The 15,600-nt window shown below is 72.4% G+C and carries 13 protein-coding genes and 2 pseudogenes; 4 read left to right on the top strand and 11 right to left on the bottom strand.

Translation table 11 applies throughout. The features are described 5' to 3' along the window. Positions 1–10 precede the first annotated feature (10 nt). The 5 genes and pseudogenes from BJF79_RS32185 to BJF79_RS32165 all read right to left on the bottom strand — a co-directional run. A pseudogene (locus BJF79_RS32185) lies at positions 11–637 on the bottom strand (transketolase); the annotation flags it as partial. A gap of 104 nt (positions 638–741) precedes the next feature. After that, entirely contained in the window at positions 742–1,581 is an 840-nt protein-coding gene (locus BJF79_RS32180; protein WP_075903085.1) for a family 3 encapsulin nanocompartment shell protein, read from the bottom strand. Between the two features lie 3 nt (positions 1,582–1,584). Next, positions 1,585–2,370, bottom strand: coding sequence for an SDR family NAD(P)-dependent oxidoreductase (locus BJF79_RS32175; RefSeq protein ID WP_075903083.1), 786 nt, complete (start codon positions 2,368–2,370; stop codon positions 1,585–1,587). Beyond that, positions 2,355–3,251 carry a sulfotransferase gene (locus tag BJF79_RS32170; RefSeq protein ID WP_262402856.1) on the bottom strand — a complete coding sequence of 299 codons (897 nt, stop codon included), beginning with the start codon at positions 3,249–3,251 and terminating at the stop codon, positions 2,355–2,357. The genes BJF79_RS32175 and BJF79_RS32170 overlap by 16 nt, the downstream gene beginning before the upstream one ends. A gap of 158 nt (positions 3,252–3,409) precedes the next feature. Next, positions 3,410–4,120 (bottom strand): ketoacyl-ACP synthase III family protein, encoded by a 711-nt coding sequence (locus tag BJF79_RS32165; RefSeq protein ID WP_083734332.1) that lies wholly within the window; start codon positions 4,118–4,120, stop codon positions 3,410–3,412. Between the two features lie 653 nt (positions 4,121–4,773). Here BJF79_RS32165 and BJF79_RS32160 point away from each other — a divergent pair. Then, entirely contained in the window at positions 4,774–6,411 is a 1,638-nt protein-coding gene (locus BJF79_RS32160) for an AMP-binding protein (protein WP_075903129.1), read from the top strand. Between the two features lie 74 nt (positions 6,412–6,485). On the opposite strand, the gene asnB is transcribed toward BJF79_RS32160, so the two are convergent. The 5 genes from asnB to BJF79_RS32140 are packed head-to-tail and all read right to left on the bottom strand — an operon-like array spanning position 6,486 to position 11,990. After that, positions 6,486–8,339, bottom strand: coding sequence for an asparagine synthase (glutamine-hydrolyzing) (asnB, locus tag BJF79_RS32155; RefSeq protein WP_075903079.1), 1,854 nt, complete (start codon positions 8,337–8,339; stop codon positions 6,486–6,488). A 39-nt stretch (positions 8,340–8,378) separates the two neighbouring features. Beyond that, positions 8,379–9,176, bottom strand: coding sequence for an alpha/beta hydrolase (locus BJF79_RS32150; protein WP_075903077.1), 798 nt, complete (start codon positions 9,174–9,176; stop codon positions 8,379–8,381). After that, a complete protein-coding gene (locus BJF79_RS32145) occupies positions 9,173–10,816 on the bottom strand; it encodes an amino acid adenylation domain-containing protein (RefSeq protein ID WP_075903075.1) in 1,644 nt (547 codons plus the stop codon). Before BJF79_RS32145 ends, BJF79_RS32150 begins: the two co-directional genes overlap by 4 nt. Then, positions 10,813–11,022 (bottom strand): acyl-CoA dehydrogenase family protein, encoded by a 210-nt coding sequence (locus tag BJF79_RS62555; RefSeq protein ID WP_262402847.1) that lies wholly within the window; start codon positions 11,020–11,022, stop codon positions 10,813–10,815. The genes BJF79_RS32145 and BJF79_RS62555 overlap by 4 nt, the downstream gene beginning before the upstream one ends. Continuing rightward, positions 11,019–11,990 (bottom strand): acyl-CoA dehydrogenase family protein, encoded by a 972-nt coding sequence (locus BJF79_RS32140; protein WP_262402846.1) that lies wholly within the window; start codon positions 11,988–11,990, stop codon positions 11,019–11,021. Before BJF79_RS32140 ends, BJF79_RS62555 begins: the two co-directional genes overlap by 4 nt. 363 nt (positions 11,991–12,353) lie before the next feature. On the opposite strand from BJF79_RS32140, the gene BJF79_RS32135 reads away from it, so the two are divergent. From BJF79_RS32135 to BJF79_RS62545, 3 genes and pseudogenes are all read left to right on the top strand, one after another. After that, positions 12,354–12,638 (top strand): acyl carrier protein, encoded by a 285-nt coding sequence (locus tag BJF79_RS32135; protein WP_075903073.1) that lies wholly within the window; start codon positions 12,354–12,356, stop codon positions 12,636–12,638. 1 nt (position 12,639) lies between these two features. Continuing rightward, positions 12,640–13,434, top strand: a pseudogene (locus BJF79_RS67530) (TrpB-like pyridoxal phosphate-dependent enzyme); the annotation flags it as partial. Between the two features lie 118 nt (positions 13,435–13,552). Next, positions 13,553–13,993: a hypothetical protein gene (locus BJF79_RS62545; protein WP_410050169.1), complete on the top strand. Its 441-nt coding sequence runs from the start codon at positions 13,553–13,555 to the stop codon at positions 13,991–13,993. Here BJF79_RS62545 and BJF79_RS32125 read toward each other — a convergent pair. Beyond that, entirely contained in the window at positions 13,985–15,445 is a 1,461-nt protein-coding gene (locus BJF79_RS32125) for an MFS transporter (RefSeq protein WP_075903071.1), read from the bottom strand. The two genes, BJF79_RS62545 and BJF79_RS32125, sit on opposite strands and share 9 nt — an antisense overlap. Positions 15,446–15,600 lie beyond the last annotated feature (155 nt).

Below are 15,600 nucleotides of genomic sequence, written 5' to 3'. Positions count from 1 at the left end.
GCCCGCGCCCCTTCACCGTGTGGGCGATGACGGCCACCGGGGCCCCGCCGCGGCGCGCGGCGCTCCCGTTCGTCCCGGACGCGTCGCGGGCGAGCGCCTCGCGCAGGGCGGCGAAGTCGTGGCCGTCCGCCTCCCGCACCGTCCAGCCGAAACTCCGCCAACGGTCCGCGAGCGGCTCCAGGCCGATCGCGTCCTCGGTGGGGCCGGTGATCTGCAGGCGGTTCCGGTCGATGACGGCCGTCAGGTTGCCGAGCCCGAGCGCGGCGGAGGCCATGGCCGCCTCCCACACCGAGCCCTCCTGCAGCTCGCCGTCGCCGAGGACGGCGAAGCAGCGGCGGCCCCGGTCGGCGAGCGCGAACCCGTTGGCGAGCGCGAGCCCGTGCCCAAGCGACCCGGTGGGCATCTCCACCCCCGGGACGGCGCGGACCGGATGGCCCATCAGCCTGCTGCCCGGCCGGGCGTACTCGGCCAGCTCCGCGACGGGGAAGAAGCCGCGCTCGGCCAGCACCCCGTACAGGCACATGGCGCCGTGCCCCTTGCCGAGGACGAGGACGTCCCGGTCCGCCGCGGCGGGACGGCGCGGGTCGATCCGCATGACCTCGAAGTAGAGGACGGTGAGGATCTCCACCAGCGACATCGACCCGCCGAGATGGCCGCCCTCCGGCCCGCCGCACATCCCGACGATGTGCTCGCGGACCCGGTGGGCCGTCGCCGCCAGGTCCACCGGCGCGGGCGCCCCCATCAGGCTCCGCCCGGCAGCGCGGCGAGCACGAAGTGCCCCGGCAGGTGGACGGCGAGTCCCTCGTGGATCTCGGCGACCAGCGCGCCGCCGTCCAGCCGGAGCACCGACGAGCGGCGGTCCAGCAGCGTCGCGGCGGCGGTGAAGTCGCCGACGAGCGCCGTGCCCGGCGGCACCATGCGGGTGCGGCTCACCTTGACGCCCTGGACGGCGAGCCGTTCGAGGAACGCGCCGTCCTCGATCAGCGGCCACCAGTCGTCCGGGTGCACGACGATCCCGTCGGCCGACCCGCCGTACCACTCGCACAGCGCCGCCGTCGCCAGCAGCGCGCGGGCGGGCGACCCGCCGTCCCCCGGCTCGGACGGGCGGTGCCGCAGCCCCGGGTTCCGGAGCAGGCCGCGGATCGGGCCGGTCCCGTTGAGCAGCACGTCGTTCTCCGCCGTGCCGAGCCGGACGAGCAGGCGGTAGTCGACGAACGCGGCCAGCGCCGCCGGGTCGGCGAGGATCTCCTCCGGCACCGGGACGGACGCGCTGATCCGCTGCGTCCGCACCGTCGCGGCGCCCACCTCGAACTCCCACTCGGGGGCGGCGTCGTCCGGCTTGGTGTTCTCGGCCCGCTCGGTGAAGACGACGACCTCGTCGGCGTCCACCACGGCCTTGCGGAGCAGGTGCCGGACGGTGAGGCGGGGGCGGCGCTTCGCGGGCGGGAACAGGTCGCTGATGGACGCGCGCAGCTCGACCCGCGCGTCCGGTCCGTGCCGGGCGTGGGCGAGGGCGAACTCCTCCCCCGGGCTGCGCCGCGTCAGTTCGGGGTCGTCCAGCAGCATGTGCACGTCCGACATGGATCACATCCCCAGGGAGCGGCCGCCGTCGACGACCTGGACGGTTCCGGTGACGAAGCTCGCGCGGGCGCTCAGCAGGAACGTTCCCGCGGCGGCGACCTCCTCGGGGCGGGCCACCCGGCCGAGCGGGATGCCGGCCTCGGCGGCGACCCGGGCGGTCTCCGCCTCGGGGTCGCCGGTCAGGTCGGCGAGCAGGGCGTCCGTCGCGGTGTACCCGGGGGCGAGCACGTTCACGGTGACGTCCCCGGGGCCCAGCTCGTGCACGAGCGTCTTGGCGTAGCCGATCAGTCCCGGCCGGACGATGCCCGACAGCGCGAACTTCGGGATGATCTCGCGGATCGTCTCGCTGGTGACCAGGAGGATCCGTCCCCAGCCGGCCCGGCGCAGGTGCGGCAGCGCGGCCTGGACGAACGCGATGTGGGCGATCATGCCCAGTTCGACCGCGGCGCGGTACTCGTCCGGGCCGAACGCGCCGGTGGGCCCGGCGGGCGGCCCGCCCGCGTTGGCGACCACGATGTGCACCGCGCCGTGCTCGGCGGCGACGTCGTCGACCCAGGCGCGCGTCGCCGCGGTGTCGCGCACGTCCAGTACGCGGGTGCCGACCCCGGCCCCCGGACCGGCGTCCGGCTCGGCGAGGAGTTCGTCACGGGCCTTGGCCAGGCGGCCGGGGTCGCGGCCCGCGATCGACACCGTGGCGCCCTCGCGGACCAGGTCACGGGCGATCGCGAGACCGATGCCCGCGGAGCCTCCCGCGACCAGGGCCACCTTTCCGTTCAGTCCCAGGTCCAAGTCGTTTCCTTCGGGTAGCCGTAGCGGTGGAGCAGCGGAAGCGAGAGGAGCGTGGCCGCGGCGTGCCGCGGGCCGGGCGGCCCGGCCCGCCACCGGCGGTCCTCCTCGATGACGGTCCGGCCGCGGGCGAACCGGTTCGGGTTCCCGGTGACCGTGTGGTTGCCGCCGAGTTCGACCGTCTTGTCCGCGCCGACGGGGTTGGGCCCGGCGTGCCCGAGCAGCGCCAGAACGGCGTCCACGGCGGCGCGCGGGCCGGCGGCCATGGCCTCGTACGGCATGTGCAGCGAGTCCTCCCGGTGCGCCCGCCCGACGGCCTCGGCGGCCAGGTTGAACCCGGTCCAGTGCAGCGTGCTGTTCAGCGGGGAGCGGTGCCCGGTGTACGCCTTGGGCCGTGCCCACGACCAGGCGACCGCGCGCGGATCGCGGATGAGGTGGACGTAACGTCCCTCGACGCCCGGCAGCCTGGACAGCAGCGCGGCGTCGGAGGCGAACTTGGAACTGTCGACGATGACTTCCGCGCCGGAGACGCGGGCGATGGCGCGGTACGTCGCGGCGAGCGTCCCCGGCCACCCGTTGCGCGGCGCGGCGCGCAGCACCCGCCAGGTGTGCCGGGTGCGGCACTCGTCCTGCCAGGCCACCACGTCGGCCGCGTGCCGTTCGAGGGACCGTCCGGCCGGCCGGACCTCTTCCAGCACTTCGGACCAGAAGGGGCAGTCGCGGTGATCGGCGCCGCAGCCGCACTGCCGGTTGCTTCCCGTGCCGAGCACTCCATTGCGCCAGAGGAATCGTAACTCGCCCACATGAACGATGCCTGGAACCTCTGCCAGGACATTGCCCAGCATCGTGCTGCCACTACGGCACCAACCGGTGATGTAAAGCACTTTCACTGGCGATCACAACCCTCCGAGGGGACGGGTGCGCATCGATCTCGAACATGGAAACATGATCTTGCGCGGAGTGGAATCATCAAGTTAAGAACATGATTGGTTCCACTTGTTGTGACGTTGTGCCATAAACGCCCGGTCGGCCGGTCGCGGTGTCAGGCGGTCCAGGAGGGGCGGCCGATGATCTCGACCACGGCGCACGACCAGGCGAATCCCGCGCCGATCCCGGCGAGCAGGACGCGGTCCCCCGGCGCCGCGCGTCCGGTCTCCACCAGGTGCGTCAGTCCGGTGAGCTGGTCGGCCGCCCCGACGTGCCCGGTGCGGCGGCCCCAGTCCCAGGCGGTGCGCTCGACGTCCAGTCCGAGCGGCTCGGCGTACCGCGTCCGCAGCACGTGCAGGCCGACGTTGGGGAAGACGAACCTGTCGATGTCGTCGAGCTTGAGGCCCGCCTCCTCCAGCGTCCCGCCGACGGCGTCGGCGAGACCGGCGGCCGTCCGCTCTCCCACGGACCGGCCGCCCGAGCCCGCCGGCCGGTCCGCCCGGCCCGCGGCGAACGCCGCGCGGCGGGCGCGCACGTCCACCGGACGGCCGGGCGCCGCGGCGAACTCCTCCCCGCCGCGGTACATGCCTTCGAGCCCGGTGTCCACGACCGTCGAGACGGCCAGCAGCCGCGCGAACCCCGTCCGGCCGAGCACCGCGGCGGCCCCTCCGTCGCCGTACACGATGCCGCGCACGTCGCCGCGCCACCGGTCGAACCCGGGGTCGGCGTAGCGGTCGGCGGTCGTGACCAGGGCGGAGCCGCGGGAGGCGTCGGCGGCGAGGTAGGAGGCGGCCAGTTCCATCGCCCCCAGCGCGCCCGCGCACATCTGCCGGACGTCCAGCGCGGCGCGCGGCGGCCCTCGTCGCCCAGGACCTCGCGGTGGACGTACGCGGCGGCCGGCCAGTAGTCGATGCCCTGGAACCACGCCGAAGCGTGCAGGAGGAGGGCCACGCCGGACGGCGGCGTCCCGGACCGGCGGAGCGCCAGGCGGCCCGCGGCGGCGGCCATCTCCGGCGGGGCCTCGTCCGCCGCGGCGACGGTGACGGAGGCGTACGCGTCCGCCCGCCGGTCGTCCGGGTCGTACCGGCCGGCCGCGACCGCGGCGTCCACGTCCACGGCGGGCGGCAGCCGGTACGCGAGGCCGGAAAGAAATAGATCACCGCAACGCATTCGAACCTCCGAAGGTGGTGACGTTCCAAGAGTTACACGTTATGTTGATCTCCGTCGCAGTCAGAATCGTTTCCCGCATCGGCAGGAGGCCGCGGTGGGCGACCGGACACTTCTGAGTTATCGTTACCCGGTCCACAACGGCCGCTCCAGGAGACGCGCCCCTCCTGTCGAGCGAATTCCGTGCGGTCCGGCCCGCAGTTATCGAAGCGCACGAAACTGATCGCGACACGTTTCCGGAAGGACGGGCGGGCACGCGCCGATTCCGCCGCCGACCGCGTCCCGCCGCCGGAGCAGAACTGGAGTGCAGCCATGACCACGACCTCTGCGAGCCACCGCGAGCGCGGCTGGTGGCGGGACGAGACGTTCCTCGACGATCTCCGGCGGCATGTGCGCGACACCCCGCGGAAAACGGCGGTGATCACCCGGCGGCGGGCGGACGGACGGGAGCACAGGCTCGACTACGAGCGGCTCGCCGCGGCGGCCGACCGGTGCGCGGGCGCGCTGGTCGAACTCGGGCTGCGCCCCGGGGACGTGTTCGCGGCCCAGCTCACCGACAGGTGGGAGCTCGCCGCGCTCACCCTCGGCTGCATCCGGGCCGGGGTCGTGTACTGCCCGCTCATGAAGACCTACCGGCGCCGCGAGCTCGACGTCATGCTGCGCGTCACCGAGGCGCGCGTCCTCGTCACCATGGCCGAGGACAACGGCGACCGGCTGGGCGAGCTCGGCGCCGAGTTCGCCGCGGAGCTGCCGTCCCTGGAGCGCGTGTTCGTCGCCGACGGCCCGGGCCCGGAGGGCACCGGCGAGTTCGAGTCGTTCTTCTTCGGGACGGCCTGGGAGGAGCGGCACGGACACCTGCTCGACGCGCGGGAGCTCGGCCCCGACGACCCGTACCTCGTGCTGTTCACCTCGGGCACGACCAGCGACCCCAAGGGCGTCCTGCACAGCCAGAACACCCTGTACGCCGCCGTTCGGGGCGAGGCCGGGACGTTCGGACTCGACGAGACGCTCGTCATGTACACCACCGCGCTGTACACGCACTACACCGGCGTCGTGCAGGGAATGCTGATGCCGCTGGCACTGGGCGCCACCATGGCGTTCCAGGACGCCAAGGAACCCGCCGACGCCCTGGACTTCATGGCCGCCCACGGGGTCACGTTCTTCTACTGCGCGCCCTTCTACCTGCTGAGCCTGATCCGCGAGCAGCGGTCCGCGCCGCGCGCGCTGCCCGCCCTGTCCTGGCTGGTCAGCGGGTCGGCGCCGATCCCGCCGTACTTCATCGACGAGACCGCAGACGTCTTCGGTCTCCGGCTGTACTCGCTGTGGGGGATGACGGAGAACGGGCCCGTGACGATCACCCGTCCGGACGACCCGGCGGACTGGGCCGCGCACAGCGACGGGAGCCCCATCTCCGACATGCGGCTGCGCATCGACCCCGTGTCGGAGGAGACCGGGGACGAGGGCGTGCTGTGGGTGAAGGGGCCGACGCAGTGCCTCGGCTACTACCGGCGCGACGAGCTGTACGCCGCCGACCTCGACGAGGACGGATGGTTCGACACCGGCGACCTGGCCCGGCCCGACGGCCGCGGCGGCATCCGGATCACCGGCCGGGCCAAGGACATGATCCTGCGCAACGCGAACATCGCGCCGGTCACCGACCTGGAGTCGATCATCGGCCGGCATCCCGGGGTGCGCGACGTCGCGGTCATCGGGCTCCCGGACGAGCACGAGGACGAGACGATCTGCGCGGTGGTGACGCCGGTCGCCGGGGCCTCGCCCGTCACGCTCGAAGAACTGCAGCGCGCGCTGGACGAGGCCGGGATGACCAAGGCGTACTGGCCTCGCCGCCTCGAACTCCTCGACGGCCTGCCGACGACCGCGACGGGCAAGACCCGCAAGGAGGAACTGCGCCTGCGCTACGCGCGAGCGGCGCGGCGCCCCCGGGAGTGACGGAGGCGGCGGCGTGGGCGGGAGCGCGGCCGTGGGCGCGAGCGCGGCCGGGGACGGGAGCGTGGCCGGGGGCGTCACGCCACGACCCGGACCCGGGAAAGCCACCGGTCCAGTTCGAGCAGGTAGGACAGCCCGATGGCGGACGTCCGGGCGGTGATCGGGCCGGGCAGCGCGTCCAGCCCGGACGTGACCGCCTCGCGGACCCTGTCGCGGTCCATGAGGTCGAACAGGGGCGCGTTCGGGTCGTCGATCGTCTCGATGACGAGTTCCTTCAACGTCTCGACGTATCCAGGGTCCCGACTCGCCGGATAGGCGCTCTTGGGCCTGTTGACGATCTCGTCCGGCAGGAGGTCCCCGCACGCCCGGCGCAGCAGCGCCTTCTCCATCCCGCCGCCTCCGGTCCCCCCGCTCCCCGTCCCGGCGCCGGTTTTCAGGTCCGCGGGGACGTTGAACAGGTACTCGGCGAGCCGGTGGTCGGCGAAGGGCACCCGCACTTCGAGGCCGACGGCCATGCTCATCCGGTCCTTGCGGTCCAGCAGCGCGCCCAGCCACCGGGTGAGGCCGAGATGGAACACCTCCCGCTGCCTGCGTCCGGCGCGGTCCTCGCCTTCGAGGCGCGGCACCTCCGCCAGCGCCTCCCGGTAGCGGTCGGCCTCGTAGACCTCCGGGCGGATCGCGCGCCGCACCTCCTCGCGGAGGAGGACCTCCGGCTGACGGCGCCCGTACATCCACGGGAACGACGTGTGCCGCACGTACCGCTCGTCCGTCTGCCAGGTGTAGCCCCCGAACATCTCGTCGGCGGACTCCCCCGACAGCGCCACCGTGCAGTTCGCGCGGACGCCCCGGAACAGGTGGTACATCGAGACGTCGAGGTCGCCCCAGCCGGGCAGGTCGCGCGCGCGCAGTCCGCGGTCGATGTCCTCGACGAGCCCGTCGGTGCCGACCTCGACCACCGAGTGCTCGATGCCGAGCCGTTCGGCGACCAGCCGCGCGTACGGCTCGTCCGGGCTCGGCCGCCACAGGTCGCTTCCCGGCCGGGCGGGCGCGGGGACGCTCACCGAGTAGCTCGCCAGCTTCCCCGTGAACTTCCCGGCGGCCATGGCCGTGATGGCGCTGGAGTCGATCCCTCCGGACAGCAGCGTGCCGACCGGCACGTCGGCGACGATCTGGCGGTCGACGATGTCGGTGAGCAGGGAGCGGATCTCCGCCGTCGTCGTGCGGAAGTCCTTGGTGTGGGGGCGCGCCTCCACCTGCCAGTACCGGCTCTCGCGGCATCCGGAGGCGTCGGCGACGAGGAGGCAGCCCGGCTTCAGCTCCCGCATTCCCCGGTAGACGGCGTGGCCGGGCGTCCTCGCGCGCGGAACGGCGAGCAGCTCGGCGAGCCCTTCGAGGTCCACCTCGGCCTTCAGCCGCGGATGGGCGAGCAGCGCCTTGGGCTCCGAGCCGAAGACGATCCCGTCGCCGACCCGCGCGTAGTAGAGCGGCTTGATGCCGAGCCGGTCCCGCACCAGCAGCAGTCGCCGGGCCTGCTCGTCCCACACGGCGAACGCGTACATCCCGTTGAGCCGTGTGACGAGGTCCGGGCCCCACTGCAGGTAGGCCGTCAGCAGCACCTCAGTGTCCGAGCGGGTGCCGAACGACCAGCCCGCCGAGCGCAGCTCCGCGCGCAGCTCCCGGAAGTTGTAGATCTCGCCGCTGAACGTGATGACGACCGGACGGCCGCCGGGCCCGTTCCGGGTCATCGGCTGCCGCCCTCCCTCGACGTCGATCACGGCGAGCCGCCGGTGCCCGAACGCGGCGTGCCGCGACAGCCACGTTCCCTCGTCGTCGGGCCCCCGCGGCGCCTGCGTCCGCGTCATGCCCGTGATGACGGGGCCCTGCCCCCGCAGATCCAGCGTCCAGTCGACCCATCCGGTGATGCCGCACACGGGCGCTCCTTCCGTTGTCTTCTTCGTGGTGCGCCTGGGTCAGGCGGAGAGGAGGCGGCTCCGCGCGAACGCGAAGAGCTCGGGGAGACCCGCGTTCACGAACGCCCAGTCGTGGCCGCCGGGCCGCTCCCGGTACCGATGGGGGACGGAACGCGCCGAAAGCGCGTCCCGCATTCTCCGGTTCATGCCGATCATCCGGGGGTAGTCGTCCAGGCCGACATCGAAATGCACCTCGATCGGGTACTTCTCGTTCCGGTCGCGGATCGCGCGGTACGGGTCGTACTCGTGCCGGGTGCCGCTGCCGGGCGGGCCCCACACGCGCTCGTGGTCCCTGGTGGTGGGGATCGCCAGCCGCCGGTCCTCCCGCAGCCGGCGGTACGGGTCGCCGTCCCGCAGGGGGGCCTCGAAGGCGCCGGCGTTGCTGCACACGACCGAGAACAGTTCACCGTGCCGCAACGCCTGGTAGAGGGCCGCGGCCCCGCCCATGGAGAACCCGCCGATGCCCCGCCCGTCCCGGCCCGCCGCGGTGTTGTACGCGCCGTCGACACGGCCGACGACCTCGCGCACGAGGTACTCCTCGTAGCGCCTGCCCCGCGCGTCGTTGATGAACCACGACCGCCCGGACTCGGGAAGGACCACGATCAGCCCGGCCGATTCCACGACCGTCGCGAGGTCCTCGCACCGCAGCCAGGTGTTCCGGTTGCCGCCGAATCCGTGCAGCAGGTACAGCACCGGGAACGCGCGGCCGACCGCCGAATACCTGGACGGCAGGACGACGTTCACCGACTTCTCCCGGCCGATCGACGCGCTCCACCAGGTTTCCGTCAGGACTTTCATCGCGGATCCGCCCGCACGTCCTCGCGCACGTCCTCGCGCACGTCCTCGCGCGGATCCGCCCGCGCGTCCGCGCGCGACGCGCCCAGCCGCTTCCGGTCGATCTTCCCGGTGCCGGTGACCGGGAGCGCCGTCCTGACATGGAACCGCGCCGGGACCATGTAGCGCGGGACCTCGCTCAGGCAGTGCCTGCGTATCCCGGGGACGTCGAGCGGCCGCTCGTCCGGCACCACGTACGCTTCGAGGATCCGCTCCCCGGAACCGTCGTCGACCGCGACGCAGGCGGCCTCCCGGACACCGTCCGCGGCCGCCAGGACCGCCTCGATCTCGCCGATCTCGACACGGTGCCCGCGGATCTTCACCATGTCGTCCGCGCGTCCGCAGAACACGTAGTTCAGGTCGTCGTCGACCCGCACCAGGTCACCGGTCCGGTACGCGTCCAGCGGCTCGGCACCGTCCCGGGGGATCCGCGCCGTCTTCGCCGCCGTGAGCCCGTCGTCCCGCCAGTAGCCGAGCATCACCGAATCTCCGGCGACGCACAGCTCGCCGTACGCTCCCGGCGCGTGCCGCAGCGGGCGCCCGTCCCCGTCGACCACGAACGTCGTCGCGTACGGGCAGGCCCGCCCGATCGGGACGGGCGCCCGACGCCCCTCCGCGACGTCCGGTTCCCGGACGCGGTGGTAGACGCAGACGTTCGTCTCGGTCGGGCCGTAGAGGTTGTAGAGCTCCACGCCCGGAAGGAGCGCGTGCAGCTCCCGGAGCCGCGCGATCGGGAACGGCTCGCCCGCGAACAGGACGGCCCGCAGCGACGATCCGGCCGGCAGCCCGCTGTTCTTCGCGGCGAGCATCCGGGTCAGCGCGCCCGGGACGGAGTACCACACGGTGATGCGCCGCTCGGCGACGAACTTGTTGAGGGCGCCGCCGAGCCCGACGTGGCTCTCCGGCACCAGGACCACGCAGCCGCCCGCCGCGCAGGTCGCGAACAGGTCCAGGACGGACAGGTCGAAATGAAAGGGCGCATGGCTCGCGACCCGGTCGGCCGGTCCCAGGCCGAATTCGCCGACCGCCCATTCCACGAACGCCCCGGCGTTGCCATGGGACAGCACGACCCCTTTGGGGACTCCCTTCGATCCCGAAGTGTGCAGGATGAAGGCCGGGCCGTCGGGGTCGGCGGCCGGTCCGCGCGCGCCCTCCAGCGGAACGGCGGCGAGCGCCCGCTCCCAGCCGATGACGGACGCGTCCGCCGGGGGACCTCCGGACGACGCCGGACCCACGCGGACGATCGGGCACGACGAATTGCTCCGCAACCATTCGACCCGGTCGTCCTGGGCGATCACGCACGCGACTTCGCAATGGGCGAGGATATGGGCCGCCCTTTTGAAGGGGGCGCTCGGGTCGATGGGAACGTACGCCGCGCCGGTTTTCAGCACGCCGTGCACGGCGATGACCGACTCGATCGACTTGTGGAGCCAGAGGCCGACCCTGTCACCGGCGACGACTCCGTTGTCGCGCAGTGTGCGGGCCAGGGCCGAACTGTGCCGGTCCAGTTCACCGTAGGTCAGCGTCTCGTTCCCGAACTCCACCGCGGACGCGTCCGGCCGTTCTTCGGCCCACCGGCTCAGCCGGTCACCGAGTACGTTCACCTCGTCTCCCCGATCGCCTCGGTGTCCGGCCAGGCGAGGCCGAGCTTTCCGGAAATGATGACGCGCTGCATGTCGGACGTGCCCGAGGAGATCGTCATGCCCAGGGCGTCCCGGAGATTCCGTTCGGTGCGTCCGCCGGTGGTGTAGCCGAGGGCCCCGTACACCTGCATCGCGCTGGTGAAGATCTCCGCCGCGGCTTCGCTCACGTACAGCTTGCCGACCTCGGGAAAGATGGTCGCTTCCGGGCCGTCGAGTTCGGCCGCGCGCGGTGGAGGAGCATGCGGGAGACCTCCCAGCGAATCCGCATGTCGACGATCCGGTTGGAGATCGACTGGAAATGCCCGATGTGCTTGCCGAACTGGCGGCGCCGCCGGGAGAACCGCGTGCATTCGTCGATCTCGCGCCGCATCACGCCGAGCCACGGCGCCAGGAGAAGGGCCCGTTCCCAGGCCATCGACCGCGCGAATATCGCGGCCCCCTGCCGCTCGGCGCCGAGTCTCCGCGAGGCGGGAATCCGGCAGGCGTCCAGTTCGACCTCCCCCCAGCGGGCGGTGCGCAGCCCCATCTTCTCCGCTTGTTCCTTCACCGACACGCCGTCGTCGCCCCGCTCCACCAGGAAGGCGGTCACCCCGGTGAATCCGAGTTCCGGATCGACGGTCGCGTACACGACGAACACGTCGGCGAGGGGGGCGTTCGTGACGTAGCGCTTGCGCCCGGTCAGCACGTAGGAGCCGCCGTCGCGCTCCGCGGTGGTCGCGAGCGACAGCGCGTCCGATCCGCTCGCCGGCTCGGTCATCGCGTTGGCGCCGATGAGCCGACCGGCGGCGAGGCCGGGCAGGTACCTGCGGCGCTGGCCTTCGTCGCCGAACTTCCAGACCGGCAGCTCGACGGCCAGGACGTGAGCGCCCATCGCCATCAGGAGCCCGTTGTCGAGGCAGCCGTGGCCGAGTCCCTCCATCGCGCTCGCATAGCCGCCGAGATCGTGCCCGGCTCCCCCGTATTCGGGGGGCAGGACCAGGCCGAGCACGCCGCGTTCGGCGCACCGCGCCCAATCGTCGTGACCGAACTTTCCGGCCGCGTCGCGTTCGGCCACATCCCTGCTCAGCGCTTCTTCACCGAACCTGCGGAAATCGCGGTACAACTCCTCCTGGCCATCGTCCCATTCGAAGCGCATGGCTCTCCAATCCCCCAAGCGGGATGTCACGCCACATACCGAATCGCCGGCCGGTCACCTCCGGTCCACATGGCCCGACCACGGCAAACCCGCCGCGCCGCACCGAACGTTGCCCATTGTGCACGCGTGCGGCGATCTTGAGAAGGACAACTTTTGCCAAATGGGATCGGTGCGCGACTCCGTACGTCCTCTTGCGCCCATCGGGCGCCTGTCGTACGGTACGGACCGTCAACCAATCGACGCGGTAAACGCCCCGGTCATGGGCCTCCGCCGGATCTCCAAATCTCCGCAGGTGCCGATTACTGCCGAGCCGACTCCCGCCGACTTTTCTCTCCGGCCGACGCCGTGAACGAGGTGCATGCCATGGATCGTGCCAACGAAATCGACCTGGCGGCGCAGATCAAAAGCATTATGATCCGCGTTCTCGATCTGAAAATCGCGCCCGAACGACTCGACGATAAGGTCTCGCTCTACTCGCCGACCGTGGGCATGGACTCGCTCAGCCTGCTGCACACCCTCGTGGAGATCGAGAAAGAATTCGACATCGAGATCGACGACGAGGACGTCATGCTCGCGGAACTGCGCAACGTGGGCAGCCTCGTGGACATGATCAGCGGGATCGTCGACGCGGAGGGCGGCGGAGCGTAACATGCCCGACAATTTCGAACTCGACCGGGACCGGGTGCCCACGCATTGGTACAACATCCTCGCGGATCTGCCGATCGACGTTCCCGCGGCGCGGCCGAAGCCATCGCGAAACGGCCATGATGAAGCACCGCTGCGCCCGCAGCTTCCCCTCTCGATGTACCGGCAGAGCACCAGCCGCGAGCGCTTCATCGAGATTCCGGCGCCCGTCCGGGAGGAATACCGGCGCTGGCGTCCGACCCCGCTCTTCCGCGCGTGCAGGCTGGAAAAGGCGCTCGACACCCCCGCGCACATCTATTTCAAGTACGAAGGCACCAGCCCTTCCGGGAGCCACAAGATAAACACCGCGCTGGCGCAGGCGTATTACTACGGCAGGTCGGGCGTCCGGGAGATGGTGACGGGGACGGGCGCCGGCCAGTGGGGAACCGCGCTCGCGATGGCCTGCCACCCGTACGGCATGGATTGCACCGTCTTCATGGTGCGGTCCAGCTACGAGCAGAAGCCCTACCGGGGCACGCTGATGCGGTTGAACGGCGCCGAGGTCGTCCCGAGTCCCAGCACGAGGACGGAGGTCGGCAGGGCCGCGCTGCGCGCCGCGCCGGACTCGCCCGGCACCCTGGGGATCGCGAACGCCGAGGCGATCGAGTACGCCAACGCGCGGGCCGAAGCGCGGTTCTCGATCGGCAGCGGGGAGAACCACGTCCTCATGCACCAGACGGTCATCGGTGAGGAGGCGCTGCTCCAGATGGGGATGGCCGGCGAGTTCCCCGACGTCGTCATCGGGGCGATGGGGGCGGGCAGCAACTTCGCCGGGCTGACCTTCCCCCTTCTACCGGGCGTCGCTGACGGAGAAGACCGGCACGCGCTTCCTGGCCGTCGAGCCCGACGCCTGCCCCAAGATGACCCGGGGCGGCTACATGATGGATTACACCGACTACTCCGGCGTCACCCCCGCCGTGAAGATGTACACCCTGGGGCACACGTTCACGGCCTACCACATCCACGCCGGAGGACTGCGGTACCACGGCGCCGCCCCGATCGTCAGCGCGATGTACCACGAAGGCATGGTGGAGGCGACCTCGTACCCGCAGACCCGCGTCTTCGAGAGCGGCGCCGCGTTCGCCAAGGCCGAGGGGATCGTTCCCGCGCCCGAATCCGCCCACGCCGTGGCCGCCGCGATCGACGAGGCGGTCCGCGCCCGCGAGGAGCGGACGGAACGGGTCGTCCTGGCCGGGCTGAGCGGCCACGGACTGCTGGACCTCGGCGCCTACGAGAGCCACCTCGCCGGGGAGACCGTCGACATCGCCCCCACCGACGAGGAGATCAAGGCGTCCCTGCGCCTCATCGAGTCACTGTGAGCCGGGCGCGGGGCCCGCGGGGCGGCGGCGGAAGGCGAGCAGCGCCGTCAGGAGCATCCCGGCGGTGAACACCGCCCCCGCGGTGAACGCGCCGCGCATGCCGTCCAGCCCGGTGGCCCCGCCCGCGGCGGCGTCGTGCACGCTGACCAGGACAGCGAGCCCGAGCGAGCCGCCGATCTGCTGCATGCTCTGCAGCAGCGCCGACGTGGCGCCGGTCTCGCCCGGCGGCACCGACGCCAGCGCCACGAACGTCGCCGCCACCGACACCAGCCCGGTGCCGGCGCCGAACAGCAGCACCGGGCCGAGGATCATCGTGACGTAGGAGCTGCCCTGCGCGGCCTGCGTCAGCCACACCATCCCCGCCAGGCACAGCACCGCGCCCGCCGTCATGATCGGCCGCGGGCCGTACCGGGGCAGCAGCGGGGGCACCGCCCGGCTGGCGGCGATGAGCGCGATCGTCGTCGGCAGGAAGCCGAACCCGGTCGCCAGCGGCCCGTACCCGAGCACCCCCTGGACGTAGAGGGTGAGGAAGAACAGCATGCCGCCCATGGCCGCTGTGAGCAGCAGCCGCATGAGGAGCGCGCCCACCCGGTCCCGGTCGCGCAGCAGCCGCAGCGGCATGATGGGCTGCCGGGCCCGCGCCTCGATCACCGGGAACAGCGCGAGCAGCAGCACGGCGACGCCGAAGGCGCCCGGCGTCCAGCCCGCGGACCAGCCGCCCTCGGCGGCGCGGATGAAGCCGTACACCAGGAGCGCCGAACCGGCGGTGCAGGCGAACGCGCCGGCCAGATCGAAGCGGCCCTCCCGGCGCGGGGACTCGCGGACGGCGCGCGGTGCGAGCAGGACGATCGCGGCCCCGACCGGAACGTTGACGAACAGGACGGCGCGCCAGGACGCCCAGGCCGTCAGCACCCCGCCGAGGACGAGCCCGACCACCATGCCCGCGCTCCCGACGATCGCGGACACGGCCAGCGCCCGGCTCCGGCGCGGCCCGTCCTCGAACGTCGTGGCGATGAGCGCGAGCGCTCCGGGCCCGGCGAGGGCGGCTCCGGCGCCCTGCGCCGCCCGCGCCGCCAGCAGCTGCCCCGGCGTGGCGGCGAGCCCGCCGGCCAGGGACGCGACGGTGAACAGGCCGACGCCCGCCATGAACACCCGCCGGTGCCCGAGCAGGTCCCCCGCGCGTCCGCCGAGCAGGAGCAGCCCGCCGAACGCGAGGGTGTAGGCGTTGACCACCCAGGACAGCCCCGCGTCGCCGAATCCCAGGCCGCTCCGGATGCTCGGCAGCGCGACGTTCACGATCGAGGCGTCCACCACGAGCGTGAGCTGGCAGGTGGCGAGGAGCGCGAGCGCGAGGCGCCCGCCCGGCGCGCCGCCGTCCCGTCCCCCCGTACCGCCTTCCGAGGCGGGCGCGGCGCGCTTGCGGGCGCGGGCCCGATGGGGGATGCGCGTCATCGCGGGCGCCCGCCGGTGCGGGGCGGGACGGGACTGTCGGGAGTCATGGGTCCTCACGGCGATGCTGGCGGGGCCGCCACGGGCGGTTCTAGGCGGAAGCTAACCGACTCGGGAGTCACCGGCAATGCCGCCAGGCCCACGACGCCCGCGCCTTC

The sequence above is a fragment of the Actinomadura sp. CNU-125 genome (assembly GCF_001942465.1).
In the GTDB taxonomy this organism is placed as follows: domain Bacteria; phylum Actinomycetota; class Actinomycetes; order Streptosporangiales; family Streptosporangiaceae; genus Spirillospora.
This window is presented reverse-complemented; position numbering and strand designations above follow the sequence as displayed.

What these genes read in the sequence shown, in the direction of transcription:
- BJF79_RS32180 (WP_075903085.1), bottom strand. Translation starts at nt 1,581, where the DNA reads ATGTCGGACGTGCACATGCTGCTGGACGACCCCGAACTGACGCGGCGC.
- BJF79_RS32165 (WP_083734332.1), bottom strand. Translation starts at nt 4,120, where the DNA reads ATGTGCGCGGGCGCGCTGGGGGCGATGGAACTGGCCGCCTCCTACCTC.
- BJF79_RS32160 (WP_075903129.1), top strand. Translation starts at nt 4,774, where the DNA reads ATGACCACGACCTCTGCGAGCCACCGCGAGCGCGGCTGGTGGCGGGAC.
- BJF79_RS32150 (WP_075903077.1), bottom strand. Translation starts at nt 9,176, where the DNA reads ATGAAAGTCCTGACGGAAACCTGGTGGAGCGCGTCGATCGGCCGGGAG.
- BJF79_RS32140 (WP_262402846.1), bottom strand. Translation starts at nt 11,990, where the DNA reads ATGCGCTTCGAATGGGACGATGGCCAGGAGGAGTTGTACCGCGATTTC.
- BJF79_RS32135 (WP_075903073.1), top strand. Translation starts at nt 12,354, where the DNA reads ATGGATCGTGCCAACGAAATCGACCTGGCGGCGCAGATCAAAAGCATT.
- BJF79_RS62545 (WP_410050169.1), top strand. Translation starts at nt 13,553, where the DNA reads ATGATGGATTACACCGACTACTCCGGCGTCACCCCCGCCGTGAAGATG.
- BJF79_RS32125 (WP_075903071.1), bottom strand. Translation starts at nt 15,445, where the DNA reads ATGACGCGCATCCCCCATCGGGCCCGCGCCCGCAAGCGCGCCGCGCCC.